Source organism: Rhodococcus sp. p52, assembly GCF_000763325.2.
Classification (GTDB): Bacteria; Actinomycetota; Actinomycetes; order Mycobacteriales; family Mycobacteriaceae; genus Rhodococcus; species Rhodococcus pyridinivorans.
In genome coordinates, this window is record NZ_CP016819.1 from 2,945,450 (window position 1) to 2,967,743 (window position 22,294).

A 22,294-nucleotide genomic window follows, 5' to 3' on the forward strand; every position below is an offset into this window, starting at 1 on the left:
CGCAGTGTTCGTGTGGTGTCACTCCACCGGTGAGGTGTCTCCGGAGACCGCCCGGGCCAGTCGCGCGAATCCGTCGTGGTCGACGAGATCCTCGACGAGCACGACCTTGCCGCGGGCATCGGCGAGCGGAACCCGCCAGTTCGGATACTCGTCGACGGTGCCCGGCTGGTTCTGGCTGCGACGCTCGCCGGTCACATCTGCCAGCGAAACGCCCAGCAGCGCAGACGGACTCGCCGCGATCAGCCGGTGCAGCGCCTCGACCTGGCGATCGACGTCGGTCTCGCCTTCGTCGAGCAGACCCCGTTCGACCGCGAGCGCCAGAACCGAGTCGCGTTCGGCCGTCGCATCGGTGAGTTCGGCGTCGAGGTCGCCCTCGAGCAGGCCGAGCTCCGACCGCAGCCGGATGTGGTCGCCCGCAAGGTATCCCGCGGTGGGCGCGAGGTCGTGTGTGGTCACCGAGGTCAGGCACAGGGTGCGGTAGGTTTCCGGCCCGCGTGGAGAGTCCTCGTCGCGTTCGAACCACAGGATCGACGTCCCGGCGATCCCCCGCTCGGCAAGATACTCCTGCACCCACTCCTCGAAGACCCCGAGGTCCTCACCAACGACCACGGCGCCGGCGCGATGCGCCTCGAGCGCCAGGATGCCGACGAGTGCCTCGTGGTCGCTGCGGACGTACGCGCCGTCGGCGGGCGACATCCCCTCCGGTACCCACCAGGTGCGGAACAGTCCCAGGATGTGATCGGCCCGGACACCACCCGCGTGCCGCAACGCCGAGCGCACCACATCGCGGAAGGGGATGTATCCCAGCTCCGCGAGACGATCCGGCCGCCACGGCGGCTGATTCCAGTTCTGGCCGTTGCGGTTGAAGTCGTCGGCGGGGGCGCCCACCGTGACGCCCGACGCCAACGCGTCGCCCAGCGTCCAGGCGTCGGCGCCGTGCGGACCGACACCCACTGCGAGGTCGTGCAGGATTCCGATATCGGAACCTGCTGCAAGCGAAGCAGTCTGAGCGTTCGCGAGCTGCTCGTCGCACAACCACTGCAGCCGGCGGTGGAAGTCGATCCGCGAGGCCAGTCGCTCGCGCAACCGGGTGACCTTCGGGTCGTCGGGGCTCGGAGCGCGTGCCGCCCACCGGTCGGCGCGGTCGCCGAACTTCTCGTACAGCGCGCACCACAGCGCGAAGTCGTCGAGCGCCTGCCCGCCCTCGGCGCAGAACGCCTCGTACCGTGCGCGGCGGGCCGGGCCGAGCGGCACCCGGTACACGCGCTCGAGGACGTCGAGTTTCGCGCGGAAGGTCGCGTCCCGGTCGAGACGCCGCGCCTTCCGGTTCGCCTTCGCCGCGCGCTGCGCGTGCTCGTCGAGTTCCTTGCGGTGTTTCGCGGGGAGGTAGGCCACCTCCGGGATATCCTCGATCCGCAGGTACAGCGGGTCGACGAAACGCCGCGACGACGGCAGGTAGGGCGACGGTTCGTGCGGTGGCACGGGCTCGGCCGCGTGCACGGGGTTGATCAGGACGAAGTCGCCGCCGTAACCGGCCGTGATCGCCGCCAGATCGGCCAGGTCGGCGAAATCACCGATGCCCCACGACCTGCGGCTGCGCACCGAATAGATTTGGGCCGCAAGGCCCCAGCGCTTCTTCTCGAGCAGCCGGTCGGCGGTGGACAACCGGCGCGGGGTCACGACCAGGCCCGCGGTGGTCTCGATGTCGTTGCTGCGGGCGTGCACGACATGCCAGCCGAGGGGCAGCCGCGGAACGGCGAAGGTCGCGCGGCCCACGAGCCGGCCGTCGACCGTACGCGGGTCCACCCACACGTCGAGTTGCTCGACATCGACCTCCGCCCCGTCCTCGGCGACGACCCACACCGACACCGGGTCGCCGTGCGGCACATGCACCGGGAACGTCCGGTCGTCGCCCTCGACGACCACGAGCGCGGGCGGGAGCATGCAGCGCCACGGGCGGTCGTCGAAGTCGGCGAGCGATGCCACGACCTCGTCGTCCGTCCCGGCCGGGACGTCGAGCGCGGCGAGTACGCGCCGCAATGTCTCGTCGGAGACATCGTGGTCGTGTCCCCCCCATCCCGTGTAGGTGGTGGTGATGCCGTGCTTTCCGGCCAGTTCGCGCAGCTTCGCCGAGGACGTCACGGTCCTGAATCATGCCAGCAAAACGACTCGGGGGCAGCGTGCGGAACATAGGGTCGACAGGGTGACCGCTCTCGACATCGCGCACGGCGACATCACCACCATCGCGGTGGATGCGATCGTCAACGCCGCGAACTCCTCCCTGCTCGGTGGCGGGGGAGTGGACGGTGCGATCCACCGGGCCGGAGGCCCGGAGATCCTCGCGGCCTGCCGCGCACTCCGCGCGACCTCGCTACCCGACGGACTCGAACCGGGCCGTGCAGTGGCGACAACCGCTGGGCGTCTCCCGGCGCGATGGGTGATCCACACCGTGGGCCCGGTGTGGTCGGCGCACGAGGACCGATCCGGGATCCTGCGTTCGGCGTACCACAACAGTCTGCTCGTCGCGCACGATCTCGGTGCCCGTACGGTGTCGTTCCCGCTCGTCTCGGCCGGCGTCTACGGCTGGCCGCTCGACGACGCCGCCCTGCAGGCCGTCACCACCATCCGGGAGACACAGACGGGCGTGGAGACCGTCGTACTCGTCGGCCTCGACAACGCCGCTGTCGACGCGCTCCGTCGCGCCGTGTCCCGGGCGGGATCGGCTCAGGAGTAATCGCCGAAGCCGTCGAAGAGGGTCGGTTCGTCGGGGTTGTCGAACAGTGCGGGCTGCTCGGGCGCCGACTCACGGCCGGCGCTCGGCTTCGACGCGCGTGAGCCGGCCGAATCGGTGCCCTCGCCCTGTTCGAGGAACTGCAGGGCCTCCGCGAGCGAGCGGCTCGTCGCCTCCCATTCGAGTGCCCGCGCCCGTGCCTCGCGAGCACCGTCGGTGTTGAGCGCCGCCTCGCGGGTCTGCGACTCGCCGTCCCACCACACCTGCAGTTCGGTGCTGATGGTGAGGAACCGCCGCAACTGCTCGGGATTGCGATCGCCGATCGCCGCGACGGTGCTCGCGGCGACATCGGTCGCGCCGTCGAGATGGAAGTCGCGCACCGCGAGCAGGGCCACCGGCAGATCGTCCTCGGCGTCGGGTAACTGCGAGACGTCGCCCCAGGGCGGATCGGCCGCACCACCCGTCGCCCCGTCGAATCCCTGATCGCGCAGCAGCGAGCCACCGATATGGGTGGCGAACGAACTGTCGACGGTGTCGAGGAACCGAGTGATGGTCTCGAGCGATCCGAGCAGGTGCGCCGGAGCGAACGGCGCGGCCGGAACGTGGTCGACGATCGCGAGGCGGTCGTCGACCAGCACGAACTTCAGGTGCGGCCACCGGCGGTTGAGGTCGACGCAGATCTCGGCGGCCCGCGTGCGTCCGGTGATGGAATGGACGATCGGTGCGAACAGGTCGACGGTGCCGCCTCCGGGGCCGACACCGACGAACACCAGGACCCCGGCGATCCGCAGGACGAGATCGCCGTCCTCGTCCCAGGCGGGCAGATCGTCGATCCGCTCGTGCAGGGTGGATTCGATCAGTTCGCGCACGTGGTCGTCGCCGCTGGGGACGACCGCGAGCGGCACCTCCGGGGCCTGCGTGCGACCGGCCTGCGGCGTCTCGGGCACGAGGAACGAGGTGAGCTCGGCGACCGAGCGCTCCGTCCCGAATGTCTCGGCCCGCAGGAAGAGGGGATGGGGAACGCCCCACACCGAGCGCAGGGCACGCACGGCGATGACGGCGAGCTGATCGGCCCAGCTGCCCGGACGATCGATCCAGAACGCCGGGGATCCGTCGTCCTCCGGATCGTCCGGTCCGCGGGAGGGCGCCTTCAGCCCGAGTTCGAGGAGCATCTGCTCGTCGACCGGCGTGAGGTGCCGGTCGGGGGCGAGGTGGGCGTTGGACGGGACCTCGCAGCGGACGAGCCGGTCTCCCCACGCGTAGAACTGCACGCACGGCCCCGCCGGGCCGCCGGCCTCGTCGGTGAAGGGTTCGAGGACCAGGCCGTCGCCATCGCTCATGGCCGCGACATGGTCGGCCAGGCGCGTGCGGAACTCGCGCCAGGCCGCATCGACGTCCTGGTCGAACCGGGTCTGCGCGTCGGCCATGATCGGACCCCCTTCTCTGTGCGGTCGAGCCGAGAGAAAGACTAGTCGCCGGTACCGACAGGCCTTCCTCCGCTCGGTCGCACGAGCGACAGCTCGCCGGAGCGCACGGTGCGCGGTCGCCGGCGGCCCGCGCGAGCGCACGGTTCTCGGCCGCCGACGGCCCGCCGGAGTGTTCCGATCCCGGCGAGCGAAACCGTGTCGATCCGTCCGGAGATGGTCGACCATCGACGCATGATCGACGCCATCATCCGTCTCGTCCGGACGCTGCCGGCCCGCATCCCCGCAGTACAGTCGGCAGATCCGTTCGTGGAGATCGTCGCCATATCGGCCGGGGTGGCCGAATGCACCGCAGATGCCGTGGCGGACTACGCGATCCGCGTGTCGATATGACCGTCAGCGACGGGACGGAGATCGACACCGACGTCCTCGTGCTCGGCGGGGGACCGGCCGGTACCTGGGCGGCGCTAGCGGCCGCCCGGGCCGGGAGTCGCGTGGTCCTCGCCGACAAGGGCTACTGCGGGACGAGCGGCCCGACCGCGTCCGGCGGCAACAACCTCTGGTACCTGCCGCCCGGACCCGAGCGCGCCGCGGCCGTCGACCGCCGCCACATCGAAGGGGGACTGCTCTCCGATCCCGCCTGGATGCACCGGGTGCTCGACGAGACCTATCGACGCGTCGACGACCTCGCCGTCCACGGCCGTTATCCCTTCGGCGTGGACCCGGAGACCGGACGTCGCCGGGGCAGCAGCGTGCAGGGACCCGAGTACATGCGGCGGATGCGCCGCCTCGTCCACCGCGCCGGCGTGCGCATCCTGGATCAGTCGCCCGCCCTGCAGCTGCTCGTCGACACCGACGGTGCGGTGGCCGGCGCGACCGGTGTCCACCGCCGGCAGGGGTACGAGCCGTGGACGGCGCGTGCCGGTGCGGTCGTCCTCGCCACGGGAGGCTGTGCCTTCCTCTCCGGCAGCTTCGGTACCGACGTCGACACCGGCGACGGTCACCTCATGGCCGCCGAGGCCGGTGCCGAGTTCTCCGGGATGGAGTTCTCCTCGGCCTACGCGCTCGCGCCTTCCTGGAGTGGGCACACGAAGGGACTGTTCATGCAGTTCGCGACGTTCTACGACGACGCCCGTGTGCGGCTCGGCGACGACCGCGCGACCGCCATGCGGTACCTGCTCGACGGTATCCCCGTCCACGCCCGTCTCGACCGGGCACATCCCGACCACCGCGAAGCGATGCGTCGTTCCCAGCCCAACTACTTCCTGCCTCTGGACAAGGCCGGGGTCGACCCGTTCACCGAGATGTACCCGGTGCGGGCGGTCCTCGAGGGAACGGTGCGCGGTACCGGTGGCCTACGGATCACCGGGACGGACTGCAGCACGACGGTCCCTGGTCTGTTCGCCGCCGGCGACGTCGCCACGCGCGAGCTGATCACCGGGGGCCGCAGCGGTGGAGGCAGTCACAACGGGGCCTGGGCGATGTCGTCGGGTTCGTGGTCCGGGGCGGCCGCCGCAGAGTTCGCCCGGAACCGCGGTGTCCCGGACGTGGCGAGACCGATCGGCGGGGTCGGCCTCGAGGGTGACCCGGACCGCGCCGCGACCCGCGCGATCATCGGCCTGGTGCAGGAGCACACGCTCCCGCTCCGACGTAGTTTCCGGCGGACGGCCCGCAGTCTCGAGGACAGCATCGCCGCACTCGACGACGCGTGGACCGCGGCGCCCGTCGTGCTCGGCGGACGAGGGCGGGAGCTGGTACGAGCCCGGTCCGGTGCCGCGCTCCTCGCCGTCGCCCGGTGGGTGAGCCGCACCGCCCTCGCGCGTACGGAGACGAGGGGCATGCACGTGCGCACCGACCACCCGGACACCGACCCCGACCTGCAGTACCGCCTCGTGACGAGCGGTCTGGACCGCGTGGACGTCCGTGCTGAAGGACACCTCGTGCGACGAGGAGCGAACCGATGATCGAGGTGATCGTCGCGGAGCGGTGCATCTCGTGCGACATCTGCATCGCGGTGTGCCCGACCGACGTCTTCGAGCGTGCACCCGACGGGCTTCCCGTTGTCGCGCACCAGGAGGACTGCCAGACCTGCTTCATGTGCGAGGTCAACTGCCCCGCCGACGCTCTCTACGTCGCACCCTATTCGGCTGCGGTGAGCGAGGATTCGCCACACCGGGACGTCGATGCGCTCACGGAGTCCGGTGCGCTCGGGCGCTACCGCGCCGTCGTCGGATGGGGTCGGGGACGACGAGCCGGTGCCCGTGAGGACCGCAACGACCTGTTCACGGGCCGGGCCTGAGGGCAGCGGCACCCGGGGAGCGGGTTCACCGCAGTTCACGCACGAAGCGGCCGATCTCGGCGATCGCGCGGCCGCTCTCCGGGACGACCCCCGCCGCGGCCTGGAAGGCGTGCACCTGTTTCTCCCACACCTGGAGTTCGGCGGAGACCCCGGCGAGTTGCAGTCGCCGGGCCATCAGCTCGGCGTCGACGTAGGTCATCTCCTCGGATCCGGTCTGGATGAGTGCGGGAGGCATCTCCGACAGATCGAGATCGACGGGGGAGGGGACCGGTTCGGCGCCTTCGCCGCCGAGGCGTTCGGCGCGTTCGACGAGGGTGGACAGCACAGCGACGGCGCGTCGCGGGAAGACGGCACACCGGTGCGAGTTGGGATGGTCGAGTTTGCCCCGCGGGTCGAGATCGGTGAGGGGCGACAGTGCGACGGTGCCGGCCGGGCGGCCGATGCCGAGTCGTACGGCTTCGTGGGCGACGGCGAAGGTGAGGAAGCCGCCGGCGGAATCCCCGGCGATCACGACACGCTCGGCCGGGTGGCCGTGCGCCTCGAGCCAGCGCAGTCCGTCGAGGCCGTCCTCGACCGCGCGCCGGATCGGATGGCGGGGCAGCATGCGGTAACCGACGGCCAGGACCGGCGCGCCGGTGGTGGCGGAGATGCGGGAGACCAGATGACGGTGCGTGGTGAGGCCGCAGCACAGGAACGCGCCGCCGTGCAGGTACAGGACGGCGGTGCCGTCCATACCGCCCCCGACGGCGGTGCCGTCCATACCGACCTGCGCGGCCGGGGGTGCGGCACCCTGCGCCCAGAGCAGTTCCGCCGGGCACATCGGTAGGTCGACTCGCCGGCGGTGTGTGCCGGGCACGGGCACGAGAGGGAACGCGAGGTGGTCTATCGCCGACGCCGGCCAGGGGAGGGTCGGGGCGTACGACCATGCCTCGATGAACGGCCGCACGGTACGGCGCACCGAGAAGGACAAGGCACGGGACCGAGTGCTCACCCCCGCGAACTCGCGCGCGGTCGCGTGGTGCGCGGGCAGAGGGAGCAACTCGGTGCGGGCGACGCTCATGACCGGCACCTCCTCGGTCTGCCCGGAGTCGTGGTCGGACCCGGTCGGGGTGGCTGCACGAACTTCGGATTTACGAGGATACGCCCGTTCATCCAGGTCGCGAGGGTTTGCTGAGCAATCGTTGTGGTCCTGGTCTCAGAGTGACGATTCCGGGCGGAGGCGGGTTCTCGGCGATGTACCTTCTGTCAGGTACCGGCAGTGCAAAAAGTTTTCCGGACCTTCTACACATCCCGTACTTTTCGGGCCACACTGACTGTATGTTTCGACTGCGGCGCGCGGCCCGGCGTCGCTCCTGGGGGACGAACGAAGGCGAGATGTTGCGTAAATTCGACGTTGCAAGCATGAGTGCCGACGAGATCACCGCGGCGGACCTGCCCCGGATGGTGGCGGACGCCGCGGCATGCGAGCCCGACCGGATCGCCGTGGCGCACGGCATGGACACCACCACCTACGCCCGCTTGCACGATGAGGTCGTCAAGCTCGATGCGGCCATGGGGATCCTGCTGGGACAGGCCTCGCTCGTGCCCATCGCGCTCGCCACCGTCTTCCCGGCGCTGGCCGACTCGGCGCGCGGCGACCTGCGCAACGTGCTCGACGCACTCGTGATCGACCTCGTCGACTGCGTGGCCCCCGCGCCTCTTTCCGCGGCCGGCTGACGAACCGCCCGGTATCCACCATCATTGAATCGGTAGGTCGACGAACGAAGTGATCGGTGCTGCACGGCGGTACCGGTTCGGGTGGGAGGTCACATGGACGACGACACGCTCACCGTCGCCTGCAAGTACGGCGAGGTCCGGGGGTATCGCGACGGCGAGGTCTACGTCTGGAAGGGCATCCCGTACGCGGCCCCGACCGGTTCCCGGCGGTTTCGAGCGCCGCTACCGCCGGAACCGTGGGACGGCGTCCTCGACGGCGCACGGTTCGGACCGATAGCTCCGCAGAGCCGACAGAGCCCGATCGGGATCGACCCCGAGATGACGTTGAGCGAGGACTGTCTCTCGCTCAACATCTGGGCGCCGTCGCCCGACGGACGCCGACGCCCCGTCATGGTCTGGATCCACGGTGGCGCCTACGTGCTCGGTTACTCCGGTCAGAAGATCTACGACGGCCGAAACCTGTGCGAGAGCGGCGATGTCGTGATCGTCACGATCAACTACCGGCTCGGCGCGCTCGGCTTCCTCGACCTGTCGTCCTTCTCCACGCCCGGGACCACCTTCGAATCCAACGTCGGCCTCCGGGACCAGATCGCCGCCCTCGAATGGGTGCGCGACTGCATCGCCGACTTCGGTGGCGATCCGGACTGCGTGACGCTCTTCGGCGAATCGTCGGGTGCGGGGTCGATCACCACGCTCATGACGGTCCCGAGGGCCAAGGGCCTCTTCCATCGTGCGATCGCCCAGTCGCCGCCCGCCACCTCGGTGTACGGCAGCGACCGTGCCGCGACCGTTGCACAGCGCTTCCTCGAGATCCTCGACCTGTCGCCGTCCCGGGCCGCCGAACTACTCACGATGTCGACCGACACGCTGGTCGAGGCGTCGGAGGTGCTCGTCGCCGAGACTCCGACGAAGGTGCCGGGGACGCTCGCCATGACACCGGTCGTCGACCGCGGCCTGGTGCCGAAATATCCGGTCGCGGCCTTCCAGAAGGGGCTGTCGCACCGGATCCCGCTGATCATCGGCTCGAACAAGGACGAGCCGTCCATCTTCCGCTTCATGAAGTCCCCGCTGATGCCCGTCGACGACACGGCGGTGCAGGCCATGTTGGCGGCGTTGGCCGACGACCGGACGGATCTGCCTGCCGAGCGACTCGCCGAGATCGTCGCGGCGTATCCCGACCTGCCCAAACCCATCGGGGCGATGGCGCTCTCGCGCGACGCCGGTTTCCGCATGCCGGTGCTGTGGGTCGCCGAAGCGCACAGCGCGCATTCGCCGACCTGGGTGTACCGCTTCGACCACGCCACCCCGATGCTCAAGGCCGCCCGGATCGGAGCCGGGCACGCGACCGAATTGCCATATGTCTTCGGAAATTTCGGCACTCTCGGCCGGGATCCGTCCTTCTGGCTCGGCGGCCGCAAGGCCGCCGGTGAGGTCTCCGGTCGTGTGCAGCGGCGCTGGTTCGCGTTCGCGCACCACGGTGTGCCGGCGGCACTGGACGGTTCGAAGCACTGGCCGCAGTACGAGGCGGAGGAACGCTCGACCCTGCTCATCGACTCCACGGACAGGGTCGAGTCGGATCCGGACGGCGAGATGCGCCGGGTCTGGGGTACCGAGGTCATGGCCTTCACCTGAGCGCGCCCGCGCACCGGTGCGGCACGTGCTCCGATGGCACATGCCGTGAGATGACACATACGGTGCGTTGACCGGGTTGAACACGTGTGCAATCCTTGAAACGTGCATTCAACCGCCGCCGGTGACGACCTCACCACCCGTGCACGGATCCGCGACGCTGCCATCCGGTGCATCGCCGCGTACGGGGTCGGCGTGCCGCTGCGGACCATCGCCGCCGAGTGCGGCGTCAGCGCCTCGCTGATCGTGCACCATTTCGGATCCCGCGCCGGATTGAAGGAACACTGCGACCGGTACGTGCTCGACGGGATCCGGCAGGCGAAGAGTGCCGTCCTCGACCCGAAGGTCGGACCGGCCGCGCTGAACGACCAGATGGAACACATCGAGAACTACGCGACCACGGTCGCCTACCTCTTCCGCACCCTCCGGACCGGCGGCGCCCCCGCCGCCGACTTCCTCGACCGGCTCGTCGCCGACACCGAGGCTTATCTCGAGGAGGCTGTGGCCGCCGGAACCGTGCGCCCCAGCCGGTTCCCCTCCGAACGAGCACGTGCCCTCATCTCGTTCAGCGTCGGCGCCGTGCTCATGGACCTTCCCGGTCCCGACGAATACCTCGACCTCGAAACCTTTCCTGCCAGGCTGCGCGCCTACACCGAACGCCTCGCGCTGCCGATGCTCGAGCTCTACACCGAGCCGTTGCTGACGGACTCGACCCTTCTCGACGCCTGTCTGGCAGCGCGTGAGGCACCCCCCGACTCCTGACGGAGGAAAGATGGACACCCCTCTTATCGAAATCCGCGACATCGTCAAGACATTCGGAACCACCAGAGCTCTCGACGGGTTCTCGATGACCGTCGAACGCGGCACCGTCGCGGGATTCCTCGGACCGAACGGCGCCGGCAAGTCCACGGCGATCCGCGTGCTGCTCGGAATGCTGCGTGCCGATTCCGGCACCGTCCGCGTCCTCGGACTCGACCCGTGGACCGACGCCGTCGCGATCCACCGCCGGCTCGCGTACGTGCCCGGCGACACGAACCTGTGGCCCACCCTCACCGGTGGCGAGATCATCGACGTCCTCACCCGCATCCGCGGGGGCGAGGTCCGCACGCGTCGTCGCGCCGAACTCCTCGAGCGGTTCGAACTCGATCCGACGAAGAAGGCCCGCACCTACTCGAAGGGCAACCGGCAGAAGGTCGCACTCGTCGCCGCACTCGCATCGGACGCCGAGCTCTACCTGCTCGACGAACCCACCTCGGGTCTCGACCCGCTCATGGAGGCGGTGTTCACCGACGAGGTGCGAAGGCTCCGCGACCGCGGCGCGACCGTCCTGTTGTCCAGCCACATCCTCGCCGAGGTCGAGAAGCTCTGCGACACGGTGACGATCATCCGGGCCGGGCGCGACGTCGAGACCGGCACCCTCGCGCAGTTGCGGCACCTGACGCGCTCGTCCGTGCGGGCCACCACGAGTGCCCCTGCCGAGCGACTGGCCGGGCTCTCCGGGGTCCACGACCTCTACGCCGACGACGGCCGGCTCGCGTTCGACGTCGACAACACCGCCCTCGCCCCGGTCCTGCAGGAACTCGCCGGACTCGGCGTCGAGAACCTCACCATCACGCCCCCGTCGCTCGAAGAGCTGTTCATGCGGCACTACGGCGACACCTTCGACACCGGTGACGGGAACGGCGCCGGTGCGGTGGAGGAGGTGTCCTCACGATGACCACGACGACACCGACAGCTGTACCGACCCCGAGCGGTACCTCCGCGACGTCCGCGGCACCGTTCACCGGGCTCGGCACCCTGCTGCGGCTCTACCTGCGGCTGGACCGCGTGCGCATCACCGTCTGGACCCTCGCGCTCGCCTTCACGGTGTGGTCGACCGTCCTCAGCCTGGCCGCGGTCTATCCCGACGAGGCCTCCCGTCAGGCCCGTGCTGCCCTGCTGGAGAATCCGGCTGCCGTACTCATGACGGGCCCGGCCTACGGGATCGACAACTACACGCTCGGGGCGATGACCGCGAACGAACTGAGCCTGACCGTCTTCGTCGCGACCGCGATCATGAGCATCCTGCTCGTCGTGCGGCACACCCGGGCGCAGGAGGAATCCGGCCGGCTCGAACTTCTGCGGGCGCTGCCCGTCGGGGCCTATGCTCCGCCGGCGGCCGCCCTGATGCTGGTCTCGGTCGCGAACCTCATCGTGGGCACCGGTATCACCGTCGCGCTCATCGCAGGCGGGCTCGATGTCGTCGGCTCGGTCGCCTTCGGTGTGGCCTCCGCCGTCACCGGGGTGCTCTTCGGTGCGGTCGCGGCAGTGACCGCCCAGTTCGGCGAACACTCCCGCTCGGCCACGGGTACCGCGCTCGCAGTGCTCGCTGCGGCCTTCTTCGTCCGCGGCGCCGGCGACATCATCGAGTCGACCGGCTCGTGGCTGTCGTGGCTCTCGCCGATCGCCTGGGCCCAGCAGACCCGGCTCTACGTCGACGAGCGGTGGTGGCCGCTGTTGTTGTCCGTCGCCACGACGGTCGTGCTGCTCACCGTCGCCGTCGCACTGTCGCGGCGCCGCGACCTCGGAGCCGGACTGCGGGCACCGAACCCCGGCCCCGCCGAGGCAAATTCCGCGTTGCTCGGTCCGGTCGGTCTGATCCGCCGCCTGCTGCGCGGAGCCTTCGTGGGCTGGCTGACGGGACTGGTCCTGTTCGGCGTCGCGATGGGCGCTCTCGCCAGCTCCGTCGAGGACCTCATCGACGAGATGCCGCAGGTGCTGGACATGGTCGGCGTGGACCCCGACGCCCTCACCGCCTCATTCTCCGGGATGATGCTGATGTTCCTCGCTCTCGGCGCCACCGCCTTCGGTGTGTCCGGCGTGATGCGGATGCGCAGCGAGGAGGACGGTGGACGTTCCGGTCTCGTGATCGTCACCGGAACGGCGCGCAGCGCATGGCTGTTCGCGGCACTCGGCGTGATCGTCGTCCAGTTGGTCGTGGCGCTGCTCGTCTCCGGTGCTGCGACCGGACTGGGGGTCGCGCTCGCGGTGGGCGACTGGGGGTGGATGCCGCGGATGATCGCGGCGTCCCTGGCCTACGCGCCGGCTGCGATCCTCGTGGTCGCCGTGGCGTTCGCGCTGCTGGGCTGCGTGCCGCGTGCCACCGGGCTCGTGTGGGTGCTCGTGGTGTGGATGGTGTTCGTCGCGTGGCTCGGCGAGATGCTGAACCTCCCCGACGAACTCGTCGCACTGTCGCCGTTCTCGCACATCCCGCTGGTGCCCGCAGAGGGGGTGACGGTGATGCCGCTGATCATCCAGGCGGTTGCGGCGGTGCTGCTCGTCGCAGCGGCGATCGTGGGTTTCCGCCGCCGCGACGTGCAGGTGTGACGGATCAGTTGCGGTATTCGGGATGTTCGGAGACGAACTTCTCGACGTACGAGCAGGACGTACCGATCTTCAGTCCCTGCTTCTTGGTCTCGTCGAGGGCGTGCTTCACCACGATCCCGGCGAGACCCTTACCGCGGAACTGCGGGTCGGTGACGGTGTGGTCGAAGTCCCGCAGGTCGCCGTGCTGCGTGTAGTCGGCGTAGGCCGCGAGGTCGTCGCCGAGATAGAGCGCGAAGCGGGCCTTGTCGGCGTCGTGCTCGATCCGGGGTTCGGTGCCGTCGATGTTCTGCGTCATGATGTCACCGTACTCGGGGCGTGCTCTGGAGGAGTGTCGACGACGATCGCGTCGTCGTCGGTCAACGCCACGTGTTCGACGTCGTGCTCGCGCAGGTAGCGCAGGGTCTGCCGTATCCCGTCGTCGGCCAGCAGCGAGTCACCGGCGTGCGGCACGATCGCGTGTTCGACCCAGCCGAGTCCGTCCCACACCACCGGGACACCGCAGGTCGCGGCGACCTCGTCGGGGTCGTCGGAGAACTCGATGCCGCGCAGCGACGGTGTGGCGACACAGGCCCCGGCGCTGTAGCCCCCGTACACGAGACGGTTGTCGCTCACCAGATCCGTGAGCACGGTATCGCCTCCGCTGCGGGCCAATTGCGCTCGCAGGACGAAAGTGTTGCCGCCGCGCACCCACACGGACGTGAAGTCCGACAGGCGCCGCCGGAGCGAGTCGGGATCGTCGAGGTGATCACGTAGATCCACCTCCTCCGGTTCGAAGCCGAGCGACCGCAGCGGGCCCATCTCGCTCGTGACCGCCGCCGTGCGGGCCGAGGCGGGCCACGCGTCGGCGGCGTTCGCGATCACCGCGATCCGGCCCGGCGTCGTCAACCGGACGAAGGCGTCCGGATCGGTGCCGAACCGGTAGGAGGACAGGAACAGCCGCACGACGTCAGATCGTGAACGCGAGGTTGTCGACGATGCGGCGTCCGACCTCGGTGTCGCCGCCGAAGGAGATCTCCTCGATCCGGTCCTCGGCGCGCACGCGTCCACCGGCGAGCCGAACGAACAACCCGGAGTCCATCGCGATCGTGGTCGTGACCGGTTCGGACAGGGCCGGCACCTCGGTGGCCCGTCCGTGCACCTCGATGTGGATGGTGCGCGCGAGGGGACCGGTGAGTTCGAGCGTGATGCGCGCTCCCTCGGGGGCCTTGCCGCGCTTGCCGACGATGAACGGAACCGCACCGAAGACCTCCGCGGATCCGAGTTCGGCACGCGGGCCGCCCTCGCTGCCCGTCCTGCCGAGCGCGTCGCAGATGTCGAGTTCGTGGAGCCAGCAGTCGAACACGCGGATCCGCATGAAGCGCCCGTAGGGCGCCGGCCCGACGGGAGTGTTCGACTGTTTCCCGAAGTCCTCCTGGGTCATCGCGCCGAGTTGCTCCGTGCGCAGGGCGACGATCTCGCGGTACCGCTCGAGCACGTCCGCGCCGGGGACGGGACGCAACGACTCCACCCACAACTCGTTGAAGGCCGCGATGTCGTTGCGCACGTGGTCGAACGAGCGCACGTCGCGTTCGATGCGCGGCGCTTCGATGCCCGCGAGCATCGACTCGGTGCCGATGAGATGCGCAGTGATGTCCTTGACCGTCCATCCCGGTAGGCAGGTGGCGGTGGTCCACTCGTCCTCGGTCGGTCCCGAGAGCAGATCGTCGAGCACGGCGAACTGCTCGAGCAGCAGCGGCCGGATCGTGTCGATCGGGAACTCGGCAGCGGAGGGATCGGGGGTGGTGTCGGGCTGCGATGTCACTGGTGCTCCTCGGCGGTGAGACGTTCGAGACCGGCGCGGATGAGTGCCGCGGTGGTCTCGGGGTCGTGGGGTCGACGGCGGACCAGACCGATACCCATCCGGACACGATCGCCGTTCCAGCGGGGCAGGACGTGCAGATGAGTGTGGAAGACGGTCTGGAAGGCTGCCCGTCCGTCGTTCAGGACGAGATTGGTTCCGTCGATGGCGAGTTCGGAACGGGTCATCGCCCGGGCGATCCGCTGTCCGGCGCGGAAGACGGCCGCGCCCGACGCCGGATCGAGGTCCTCGAGGCGTGCGGCGTGCACGCGCGGGATCACGAGGGTGTGCCCGCGCGCGATCGGCCGGATGTCGAGGAAGGCCACGACCTCGTCGTCCTCGTACACCCGTGTCGCCGTACCGCTGCCGTCGGCTATGGCGCAGAACACACAGGAACTCACCGGGTCACCTTAACGCGGTGTGTCGGTCCCGATCCTCAGCGCGTCGACGAGGGCGGGAAGACCCACGGCGGCCGTGGTGCGCCAGGCGTGGTCGACCTGATCGCTCAGATCGGTCTCGCGCGGATCGATCTGTACCACCGGCACGCCGTGACTGCGCGCGAGCGACGGCAGGCCGGCCGCCGGGTAGACGACGCCCGAGGTGCCGACGACCAGCAGCAGGTCGGCCTCGCGCAGGGACTCGGTCGCGGTCTCCCACGGGTCCTGCGGCAGCACCTCGCCGAACCACACGACGCCCGGCCGGCCGTCGCCTCCGCATGCGGGGCACGACGGCGGATCGAGACGGGCGACGGGATCCTCCGGCGGATCGGGGAGGTCGACGGCACGCTCGCACCGGCTGCACCGCGGGGCGAACAGGCTCCCGTGCAGATGGGTGACCTCGTGGCTTCCGGCCCGCTCGTGGAGGTCGTCGACGTTCTGCGTCACGATCTGCACGTGCGCCGCCCGTGCCCAGTCGGTGAGGGCCCGGTGTCCGGCATTGGGCTGTACACGCCGGACGAGCGCGACCCGCCACTGATACCAGGCCCAGACCGTCGCGGGATCGTCCGCCCACGCCGCCGGTGTGGCGAGGGCAGTGGCGTCGAAGTTCTCCCACAACCCGGTCTGCGCGTCGCGAAAGGTGGGGACACCGCTCTCGGCGGACATCCCGGCACCGGTGAGGACGGCGACGCGGCGGGCCGAGCGGGCGAGGTCGAGGACGGGTTCCGGCACGTTCATGGGGCCAGGTTAGGTGTTCGGGTCAGGAGGGATCCGGGATCGGGTGCTCCCTGCCGCATCGCGGGCACGGTTCCTCCTCGGAGGTGAGCATCGCCCCGCAGTCGGGGCAGAGGAGATGGAGCCAGCAGACCGGGTCGCCGCCGAGGTCGGCCGTGCCGGGGTCGTCGTCGACCGTGAAGTCGGCGGGCGTGTCGTTCGCGGGGTCCTTCCGAGGTTCGTGTGTCACGGACACCCCCCTACGCGGGCTGCCGGACGAGCGCAAAGGCCGGGTCCGGTGACCGAGTATCTGAATCGATTCCGAAGTGTTCTGAATCGGTACACACCGCCGTTCGGTACACACGGAACGAATCTGTTTGCACTCCGCCTTCTTTCGCATCGGGGGCCGCTCCCGGGCCGTTTTCGGGACCGATTCCGATCGTCCTGCACGGTCTTGCTCACCGGAGGAAAATGGCATTTGTGAGGTGAGCTGCCTCACAAACTTGCGCCGTCTTGCTGTTCGGACTCGATTCAGATGATCTGACCAGGTTGCGAGGTCACGGGAGGGCACGGTAGGTCTGCTTAAGCCTTTCAGTGCATGACAGGCCGTCACATGGCCTTCGATAACGCATCTTTCGCCGCCGATCGCGGCACGACGCGCACTTTCATCGACGCAGGAGTCAAGAATTGAGTACCGAAGGATCGAACACGGGGAGCGGAGCGCACCGCCGTCCGACCGTCGGCGTGGTTCGTGAGACGAACGACGGGGAACGGCGGGTCGCGCTCGTGCCGAAGATCGTGCCCTCCTTGATCGGCAAGGGTCTCGACGTCGTCGTCGAGTCCGGTGCCGGCCAGGGCGCGCTGATTCCGGATGCGGCCTACAAGGAAGCCGGCGCGACCGTCGGCGACGCCTGGTCCGCCGACATCGTCGTCAAGGTCGCTCCGCCGAGCGACGCCGAGATCGCCCACCTGAAGTCCGGCCAGCGCCTGATCGGCTTCCTCGCCCCGCGCAACGCAGACAACCAGATCGGCGCCCTCACGCAGGCCGGAGTCGAGGCGTACGCCGTCGAGGCCATTCCGCGTATCTCCCGCGCGCAGGTCATGGATGCCCTGTCGTCGCAGGCGAACGTCGCCGGCTACAAGGCCGTGCTGGTCGCGGCGAGCGAATCCACCCGCTTCTTCCCGATGCTCACCACCGCCGCCGGCACCGTGAAGCCGGCGACCGTGCTGGTGCTCGGGGTGGGCGTCGCGGGTCTGCAGGCGCTGGCCACGGCGAAGCGTCTCGGTGGCCGCACCACCGGTTACGACGTGCGTCCCGAGGTCGCCGACCAGGTCCGGTCGGTCGGTGCCCAGTGGCTCGACCTCGGCATCGACGCCGCGGGGGAGGGCGGCTACGCACGCGAGCTCACCGAGGCCGAGCGGGCCCAGCAGCAGCAGGCGCTCGAAGACGCCATCAAGGGCTTCGACGTCGTCATCACCACAGCGCTCGTGCCCGGCCGCCCGGCGCCGCGCCTGGTGACCGCCGCCGCGGTCGAGGGGATGAAGCCGGGTTCGGTCATCGTCGACCTCGCCGGCGAGACCGGCGGCAACTGCGAACTCACCGAGCCGGGGCAGACCGTCGTCAAGCACGACGTCACCATCTGCTCGCCGCTCAACCTGCCCGCGACGATGCCGGAGCATGCCTCCGAGCTCTACTCGAAGAACGTGTACGCGCTGATCGAGCTGCTCCTCGACGAGTCGGGTGCCCTGGCCCCGGACTTCTCCGACGAGATCCTCGAGGCCGCCTGCGTGACGCGTTCGAAGGAGAACTCCTAGATGTACAACGAACTACTCGCGAACATCGCGATTCTGGTCCTGGCCGGATTCGTCGGTTTCGCCGTCATCTCCAAGGTGCCGAACACGCTGCACACGCCGCTGATGTCGGGCACCAACGCGATCCACGGCATCGTCGTGCTCGGCGCTCTCGTCGTGCTCGGTCATCTCCCCGGTGATGCCCACTGGGGCATCAAGATCATCCTGTTCGTCGCTCTGGTCTTCGGCACCCTGAACGTCGTCGGTGGCTTCGTCGTCACCGACCGCATGCTCGGGATGTTCAAGCAGCGCAAGGACTCCCCGGCTGCACAGAAGAAGGGGGCTGACGCCTGATGGGCTACCTCGTCTCGGTCCTGTACATCATCGCCTTCGCGATGTTCATCTACGGTCTGTCGGGTCTGACGGGCCCGAAGACCGCCGTGCGCGGCAACTACATCGCCGCCGTCGGTATGTTCATCGCGGTCGTCGCGGTGCTCATCGACATCCGGGAGACGGAGAACTGGGGTCTGATCATCGGCGGTCTGGCCGTCGGCATCATCCTCGGCGTCCCGCCGGCACTGAAGACCAAGATGACGGCGATGCCGCAGCTGGTCGCGCTGTTCAACGGCGTCGGTGGTGGCACCGTCGCACTCATCGCGTGGGCCGAATATCTCGAGTCCACCAGCTTCACGACGTTGGACGACGACCCGACCGTGGTCATGATCGTCGGTTCACTGTTCGCCGCGATCATCGGCTCGATCTCGTTCTGGGGTTCGCTCGTCGCCTTCGCGAAGCTGCAGGAACTGCTGAACAAGACTCTCGAGCGCAAGCTCGTCGCGTCGGCGAAGCTGTTCCAGCTGGCCAACATCGTCCTCGTCCTCGCGTCGATCGCCATCGCCGTCTACATCGGCATCAGCGCCGACGGTGACCCGCTGGCCTCGTGGTGGATCCTGGCGCTGCTCATTGCCGCCGGTCTGATGGGTCTGTTCGTCGTGCTGCCGATCGGTGGCGCCGACATGCCGGTCGTCATCTCGCTGCTCAACGCCCTGACGGGTCTGTCGGCAGCAGCTGCCGGTCTCGCGCTGAACAACCAGGCCATGATCGTCGCGGGCATGATCGTCGGCGCCTCGGGCACCATCCTGACCAACCTCATGGCCAAGGCCATGAACCGGTCGATCCCCGCGATCGTCTTCGGCGCCTTCGGTGGCGGCGAGGCGGCCGCCGGTGTGGCCTCGGCGTCGGGTGGCACGGTCAAGGCCACCTCGGCTTCGGACGCCGCCATCCAGATGGCGTACGCCAACCAGGTCATCGTCGTTCCCGGCTACGGTCTGGCCGTCGCCCAGGCGCAGCACGCCGTCAAGGAGATGGCAGCGCTGCTCGAGGACCGCGGTGTCGAGGTCAAGTACGCGATCCACCCGGTCGCCGGTCGTATGCCCGGCCACATGAACGTCCTGCTCGCCGAGGCCGACGTCGAATACGACGCGATGAAGGAGATGGACGACATCAACGGCGAGTTCGGCCGCACCGATGTCACCATCGTCATCGGCGCGAACGACGTCACCAACCCGGCTGCCCGCCTGGACTCGACGAGCCCGATCTACGGCATGCCGATCCTCAACGTCGACCAGTCGAAGTCGGTCATCGTGCTCAAGCGCTCGATGAGCTCCGGTTACGCCGGTATCGACAACCCGCTGTTCACCGCCGACAACACCTCGATGCTGTTCGGTGACGCGAAGAAGATGGTCTCGGAGGTCACCGAGGAACTGAAGGCCCTGTAGGCCTTCCGGACCTGTCGCTGCTCCGTCACGGCGCCCACGCGGATCACCGCGTGGGCGCCGTCGGCGTCAGTACGGGAGCCAGCAGTGCGGCGAGGAGCACGCATGCGAGCGGTACGACCATCGCCGTCGTGAGGGAGGTCGCCTCGGCGATCCACCCGATGCACGCAGGGCCGGCCAGGAGACCCAGATAACCCAGACCGACGACGCGGGACATGTTCGCGCCGGGGGATCCCGAATCGAGATTGCCCGCGGCGCTGAACAGCTGCGGGAGGGCACCGGACAACCCCAGGCCGAACAATGCCCATCCGGCGAGTGTGAGGACCAGCCACGGCGACAGTGCCACGGCGCCGATCCCGACCGCGGCGACCAGCGTTCCGTACCGGATGACGGCGGCGCTGCCGAACCGGGCGGTGACCCGGTCGGCGACGAAGCGCCCGATCGTCATGGTCGCCGAGAACGCACCGAACGCGAGCGCGGCCACCGACTCCGGGCTGCCGAGCCGTTCCTGCACCTGCAGCGCGCTCCAGTCGTTCGCGACCCCCTCGCACAGCATCAGCGCGAACGCCACACCTCCGAGCAGCACCACGCGGCGCGAGTAACCGGCCCGGGGCCCCGGTGACGACGATCGGATCGGCGGCTCCGTCCGGACGAGGCGCGGCCCCGCCCGGCCCACCACCGCGGCCGCGACGACTCCGGCGACCGCGAGCGTGAGCGCGGGGCGAACCCCGGCGGCCAGGGCGGCCGCGCCCACCAGCGACCCGGCGATCCCGCCCGCGGAGAACAACCCGTGGAAGGCCGACATGATCGGTCGCCGGTACCGCTGTTCGACCACGACCGCCTGGGAGTTCATCGACACGTCCAGCGCGCCGTTCGCGAAACCGAACACTGCGAGAGCGAGTCCGAGCTGCCACGGCGCCGCGGCCAGGCCCGGCCCGACCACCGTCAGGGACAACATCAGAGCGAAGACGATCGTCGTGCGGTGGCTACCGATCAGGTCGGCGAGCTGACCCGTCACGTGCATCCCGCCGAGCGCCCCGAGGGCGAGCAGCAACAGCAACGATCCGAGTGCCGCGTGATCGATGCCCACCCGTTCCCGGATCGCCGGGATGTGGACGACCCACAGGGCGAGCAGGAAGCCGTTGAGCCCGAAGATCGCGAACACCGCCGCCCGGGCGTGCGTGAGCCGGTCCGTCGTCCGTTGCGAATCCACCACGTGGAGGCACGCTACCGAGCGTTCGCGGCCCCTACGTATCGGCGAGCAGCATGGGCACGGGATCGCCGAGGAACGCACCGATCGTCGCGAGTGCCCGTCCCGCCTGCCCCCCGTCGACGAGCCGATGGTCGAACGACAGCGACAACGTGACCACCTTCCGGATCGCGAGAGCACCGTCCACGACCCACGGGCGGTCGGAGATCGCTCCGACGGCGAGGATCGCCGACTCGCCGGGATTGAGGATCGGTGTTCCCCCGTCCACCCCGAACACCCCGACGTTCGTCACCGAGACCGTCGAACCCGTCAGCTCGGACGGCGTGGAGCGGCCCGTCCGCGCGCGGTCGGCGACCTCGGCGATCGACCGGGCCAGACGCGGCAACGACAGGCGCTGGGCCTCCCGGACCACGGGGACCTTCAGGCCGTCGGAGGTCGCAGTGGCGATCCCGAGATGCACGTCGTGGTGGAGCACGATCTCGCCCGTGTCGTCGTCCCAGTGCGCATTGAGCGACGGCTCGTCAGTGATCGCGTGCAACAGCGCGCGGGTGACGATGCTCAGCGCCGTCGGACGGACGCCTTCGAAGGCCGGCGACGCGCGCAGGGTCGACACCAGGTCGACGGTGGCGGTCGCGTCGCACGTGAGGAAGACGCTCGCGTGCGGGGCGGTGAAGGCGCTGCGGGAGACGGCCTCGGCGGTCCGCTTGCGCACCCCTCCGACGGGTATCCGCGTGGTCCGTTCGGGGGACGGCTCAGGGGCGGGTGAGTGTGGTCGTTCGGCGGTGGGTTCTTCGCCGTGGCCTGCGGTAGGTTCGTCGCCGTGTCCGGCGGTGCGCCGCACGTCGTCGCGCGTGATCACACCGCCGCGGCCGGTGCCCGTCACCGTGTCCAGATCGACCTCGAGGAGAGCCGCGAGTTTGCGTGCGCCGGGCTTCGCGTCGGGTCGTGCGGGAGGGGGATCGCCGTCGCGGGCACGACCGGCGTCCGCCGAGATGCGGCGGGGCGCGCGTCTGCTCTGCGGGGCGTCGCCGGGTCCGTATCCGACGAGCACCGACGGTCGGGACGGGCCGTCGCTGTCACCGGCCGGTTCGGCGGGCCCGTCCTCGGTCGCGATCCGCAGCAGGGGTGCCCCGACCGGCACCGTCTGTCCCGGCTCGACCAGCAGTTCCTCGACCGTGCCGCCATAGGGCGACGGCAGTTCCACCGTGGCCTTGGCGGTTTCGACCTCCCCGATGACCTGGTTGAGTTCGACACGATCGCCGACCGCGACGACCCAGTGCACCCAGTCCGCTTCGGTGAGTCCCTCACCGAGATCGGGGAGACGGAATTCCTCTACTGCGCGTGTGGGATTCGTCATCGGTGCGC

Annotated in this window: 23 protein-coding genes; 12 read left to right on the forward strand and 11 right to left on the reverse strand. The window is 69.5% G+C overall.

Annotated features, from left to right (window positions below; translation table 11 throughout):
- Positions 1-18 precede the first annotated feature (18 nt).
- A complete protein-coding gene (malQ, locus tag IM25_RS13580) occupies positions 19-2,142 on the reverse strand; it encodes a 4-alpha-glucanotransferase (RefSeq protein ID WP_033098006.1) in 2,124 nt (707 codons plus the stop codon).
- Positions 2,143-2,203: 61 nt separating this feature from the next.
- Between malQ and IM25_RS13585 the strand changes: the two genes are divergently transcribed.
- On the forward strand, positions 2,204-2,734 hold the full coding sequence (locus IM25_RS13585; RefSeq protein ID WP_033098005.1) for an O-acetyl-ADP-ribose deacetylase: 531 nt from the start codon (positions 2,204-2,206) through the stop codon (positions 2,732-2,734).
- Here the strand turns inward: IM25_RS13585 and IM25_RS13590 are convergent.
- On the reverse strand, positions 2,725-4,158 hold the full coding sequence (locus IM25_RS13590) for a T3SS (YopN, CesT) and YbjN peptide-binding chaperone 1 (RefSeq protein WP_006552899.1): 1,434 nt from the start codon (positions 4,156-4,158) through the stop codon (positions 2,725-2,727). The two genes, IM25_RS13585 and IM25_RS13590, sit on opposite strands and share 10 nt — an antisense overlap.
- Positions 4,159-4,389: 231 nt before the next feature.
- Between IM25_RS13590 and IM25_RS13595 the strand changes: the two genes are divergently transcribed.
- Genes IM25_RS13595 through IM25_RS13605 form a run of 3 tightly spaced genes read left to right on the forward strand, consistent with a single transcriptional unit; the run spans position 4,390 to position 6,454 of the window.
- Positions 4,390-4,548 (forward strand): hypothetical protein, encoded by a 159-nt coding sequence (locus tag IM25_RS13595; RefSeq protein ID WP_019288929.1) that lies wholly within the window; start codon positions 4,390-4,392, stop codon positions 4,546-4,548.
- Complete coding sequence (locus IM25_RS13600; protein ID WP_033098004.1) at positions 4,545-6,119, forward strand: FAD-dependent oxidoreductase; 1,575 nt, start codon at positions 4,545-4,547, stop codon at positions 6,117-6,119. The genes IM25_RS13595 and IM25_RS13600 overlap by 4 nt, the downstream gene beginning before the upstream one ends.
- Positions 6,116-6,454, forward strand: a complete 339-nt coding sequence (locus IM25_RS13605; RefSeq protein ID WP_006552903.1) for a 4Fe-4S dicluster domain-containing protein — start codon at positions 6,116-6,118, stop codon at positions 6,452-6,454. Before IM25_RS13600 ends, IM25_RS13605 begins: the two co-directional genes overlap by 4 nt.
- Positions 6,455-6,479: 25 nt before the next feature.
- Here IM25_RS13605 and IM25_RS13610 read toward each other — a convergent pair whose 3' ends face one another.
- Complete coding sequence (locus tag IM25_RS13610) at positions 6,480-7,514, reverse strand: alpha/beta hydrolase (RefSeq protein ID WP_033098051.1); 1,035 nt, start codon at positions 7,512-7,514, stop codon at positions 6,480-6,482.
- Between the two features lie 341 nt (positions 7,515-7,855).
- On the opposite strand from IM25_RS13610, the gene IM25_RS13615 reads away from it, so the two are divergent.
- From IM25_RS13615 to IM25_RS13635, 5 genes are all read left to right on the forward strand, one after another.
- Positions 7,856-8,170 carry a non-ribosomal peptide synthetase gene (locus IM25_RS13615; protein WP_228044996.1) on the forward strand — a complete coding sequence of 105 codons (315 nt, stop codon included), beginning with the start codon at positions 7,856-7,858 and terminating at the stop codon, positions 8,168-8,170.
- Between the two features lie 93 nt (positions 8,171-8,263).
- Complete coding sequence (locus tag IM25_RS13620) at positions 8,264-9,802, forward strand: carboxylesterase/lipase family protein (RefSeq protein WP_033098002.1); 1,539 nt, start codon at positions 8,264-8,266, stop codon at positions 9,800-9,802.
- A gap of 102 nt (positions 9,803-9,904) precedes the next feature.
- Complete coding sequence (locus IM25_RS13625; protein ID WP_006552906.1) at positions 9,905-10,561, forward strand: TetR/AcrR family transcriptional regulator; 657 nt, start codon at positions 9,905-9,907, stop codon at positions 10,559-10,561.
- 10 nt (positions 10,562-10,571) lie between these two features.
- The gene (locus IM25_RS13630; protein ID WP_033098001.1) at positions 10,572-11,516 is read left to right on the forward strand and encodes an ABC transporter ATP-binding protein; all 945 of its coding nucleotides are present in this window, start codon (positions 10,572-10,574) and stop codon (positions 11,514-11,516) included.
- Complete coding sequence (locus tag IM25_RS13635; RefSeq protein ID WP_065996117.1) at positions 11,513-13,165, forward strand: ABC transporter permease; 1,653 nt, start codon at positions 11,513-11,515, stop codon at positions 13,163-13,165. The genes IM25_RS13630 and IM25_RS13635 overlap by 4 nt, the downstream gene beginning before the upstream one ends.
- Before the next feature lie 4 nt (positions 13,166-13,169).
- On the opposite strand, the gene IM25_RS13640 is transcribed toward IM25_RS13635, so the two are convergent.
- From IM25_RS13640 to IM25_RS13665, 6 genes are read right to left on the reverse strand one after another with little or no spacing between them, the layout of a single operon-like run.
- Positions 13,170-13,460, reverse strand: coding sequence for a GNAT family N-acetyltransferase (locus IM25_RS13640; protein WP_006552909.1), 291 nt, complete (start codon positions 13,458-13,460; stop codon positions 13,170-13,172).
- Positions 13,457-14,107: a Type 1 glutamine amidotransferase-like domain-containing protein gene (locus IM25_RS13645; RefSeq protein WP_033097999.1), complete on the reverse strand. Its 651-nt coding sequence runs from the start codon at positions 14,105-14,107 to the stop codon at positions 13,457-13,459. The genes IM25_RS13640 and IM25_RS13645 overlap by 4 nt, the downstream gene beginning before the upstream one ends.
- A 4-nt stretch (positions 14,108-14,111) precedes the next feature.
- On the reverse strand, positions 14,112-14,966 hold the full coding sequence (locus tag IM25_RS13650) for a maleylpyruvate isomerase family mycothiol-dependent enzyme (protein ID WP_065996118.1): 855 nt from the start codon (positions 14,964-14,966) through the stop codon (positions 14,112-14,114).
- The gene (locus IM25_RS13655) at positions 14,963-15,403 is read right to left on the reverse strand and encodes an HIT family protein (RefSeq protein ID WP_052040114.1); all 441 of its coding nucleotides are present in this window, start codon (positions 15,401-15,403) and stop codon (positions 14,963-14,965) included. The genes IM25_RS13650 and IM25_RS13655 overlap by 4 nt, the downstream gene beginning before the upstream one ends.
- A 9-nt stretch (positions 15,404-15,412) precedes the next feature.
- Positions 15,413-16,177, reverse strand: a complete 765-nt coding sequence (locus IM25_RS13660; protein WP_033097996.1) for an SIR2 family NAD-dependent protein deacylase — start codon at positions 16,175-16,177, stop codon at positions 15,413-15,415.
- Between the two features lie 22 nt (positions 16,178-16,199).
- A complete protein-coding gene (locus IM25_RS13665) occupies positions 16,200-16,403 on the reverse strand; it encodes a hypothetical protein (protein ID WP_006552914.1) in 204 nt (67 codons plus the stop codon).
- Positions 16,404-16,840: 437 nt separating this feature from the next.
- On the opposite strand from IM25_RS13665, the gene IM25_RS13670 reads away from it, so the two are divergent.
- From IM25_RS13670 to IM25_RS13680, 3 genes are read left to right on the forward strand one after another with little or no spacing between them, the layout of a single operon-like run.
- Positions 16,841-17,968 carry a Re/Si-specific NAD(P)(+) transhydrogenase subunit alpha gene (locus IM25_RS13670; protein ID WP_006552915.1) on the forward strand — a complete coding sequence of 376 codons (1,128 nt, stop codon included), beginning with the start codon at positions 16,841-16,843 and terminating at the stop codon, positions 17,966-17,968.
- Positions 17,969-18,298 (forward strand): NAD(P) transhydrogenase subunit alpha, encoded by a 330-nt coding sequence (locus tag IM25_RS13675; protein WP_006552916.1) that lies wholly within the window; start codon positions 17,969-17,971, stop codon positions 18,296-18,298. It begins immediately after the preceding gene.
- Entirely contained in the window at positions 18,298-19,722 is a 1,425-nt protein-coding gene (locus tag IM25_RS13680; RefSeq protein WP_033097995.1) for an NAD(P)(+) transhydrogenase (Re/Si-specific) subunit beta, read from the forward strand. Before IM25_RS13675 ends, IM25_RS13680 begins: the two co-directional genes overlap by 1 nt.
- A 43-nt stretch (positions 19,723-19,765) precedes the next feature.
- Here the strand turns inward: IM25_RS13680 and IM25_RS13685 are convergent, their stop codons facing one another.
- Positions 19,766-20,935: an MFS transporter gene (locus IM25_RS13685; protein ID WP_084295011.1), complete on the reverse strand. Its 1,170-nt coding sequence runs from the start codon at positions 20,933-20,935 to the stop codon at positions 19,766-19,768.
- A gap of 31 nt (positions 20,936-20,966) precedes the next feature.
- A complete protein-coding gene (locus IM25_RS13690; protein ID WP_065996119.1) occupies positions 20,967-22,286 on the reverse strand; it encodes a dihydrolipoamide acetyltransferase family protein in 1,320 nt (439 codons plus the stop codon).
- Positions 22,287-22,294: the final 8 nt, after the last annotated feature.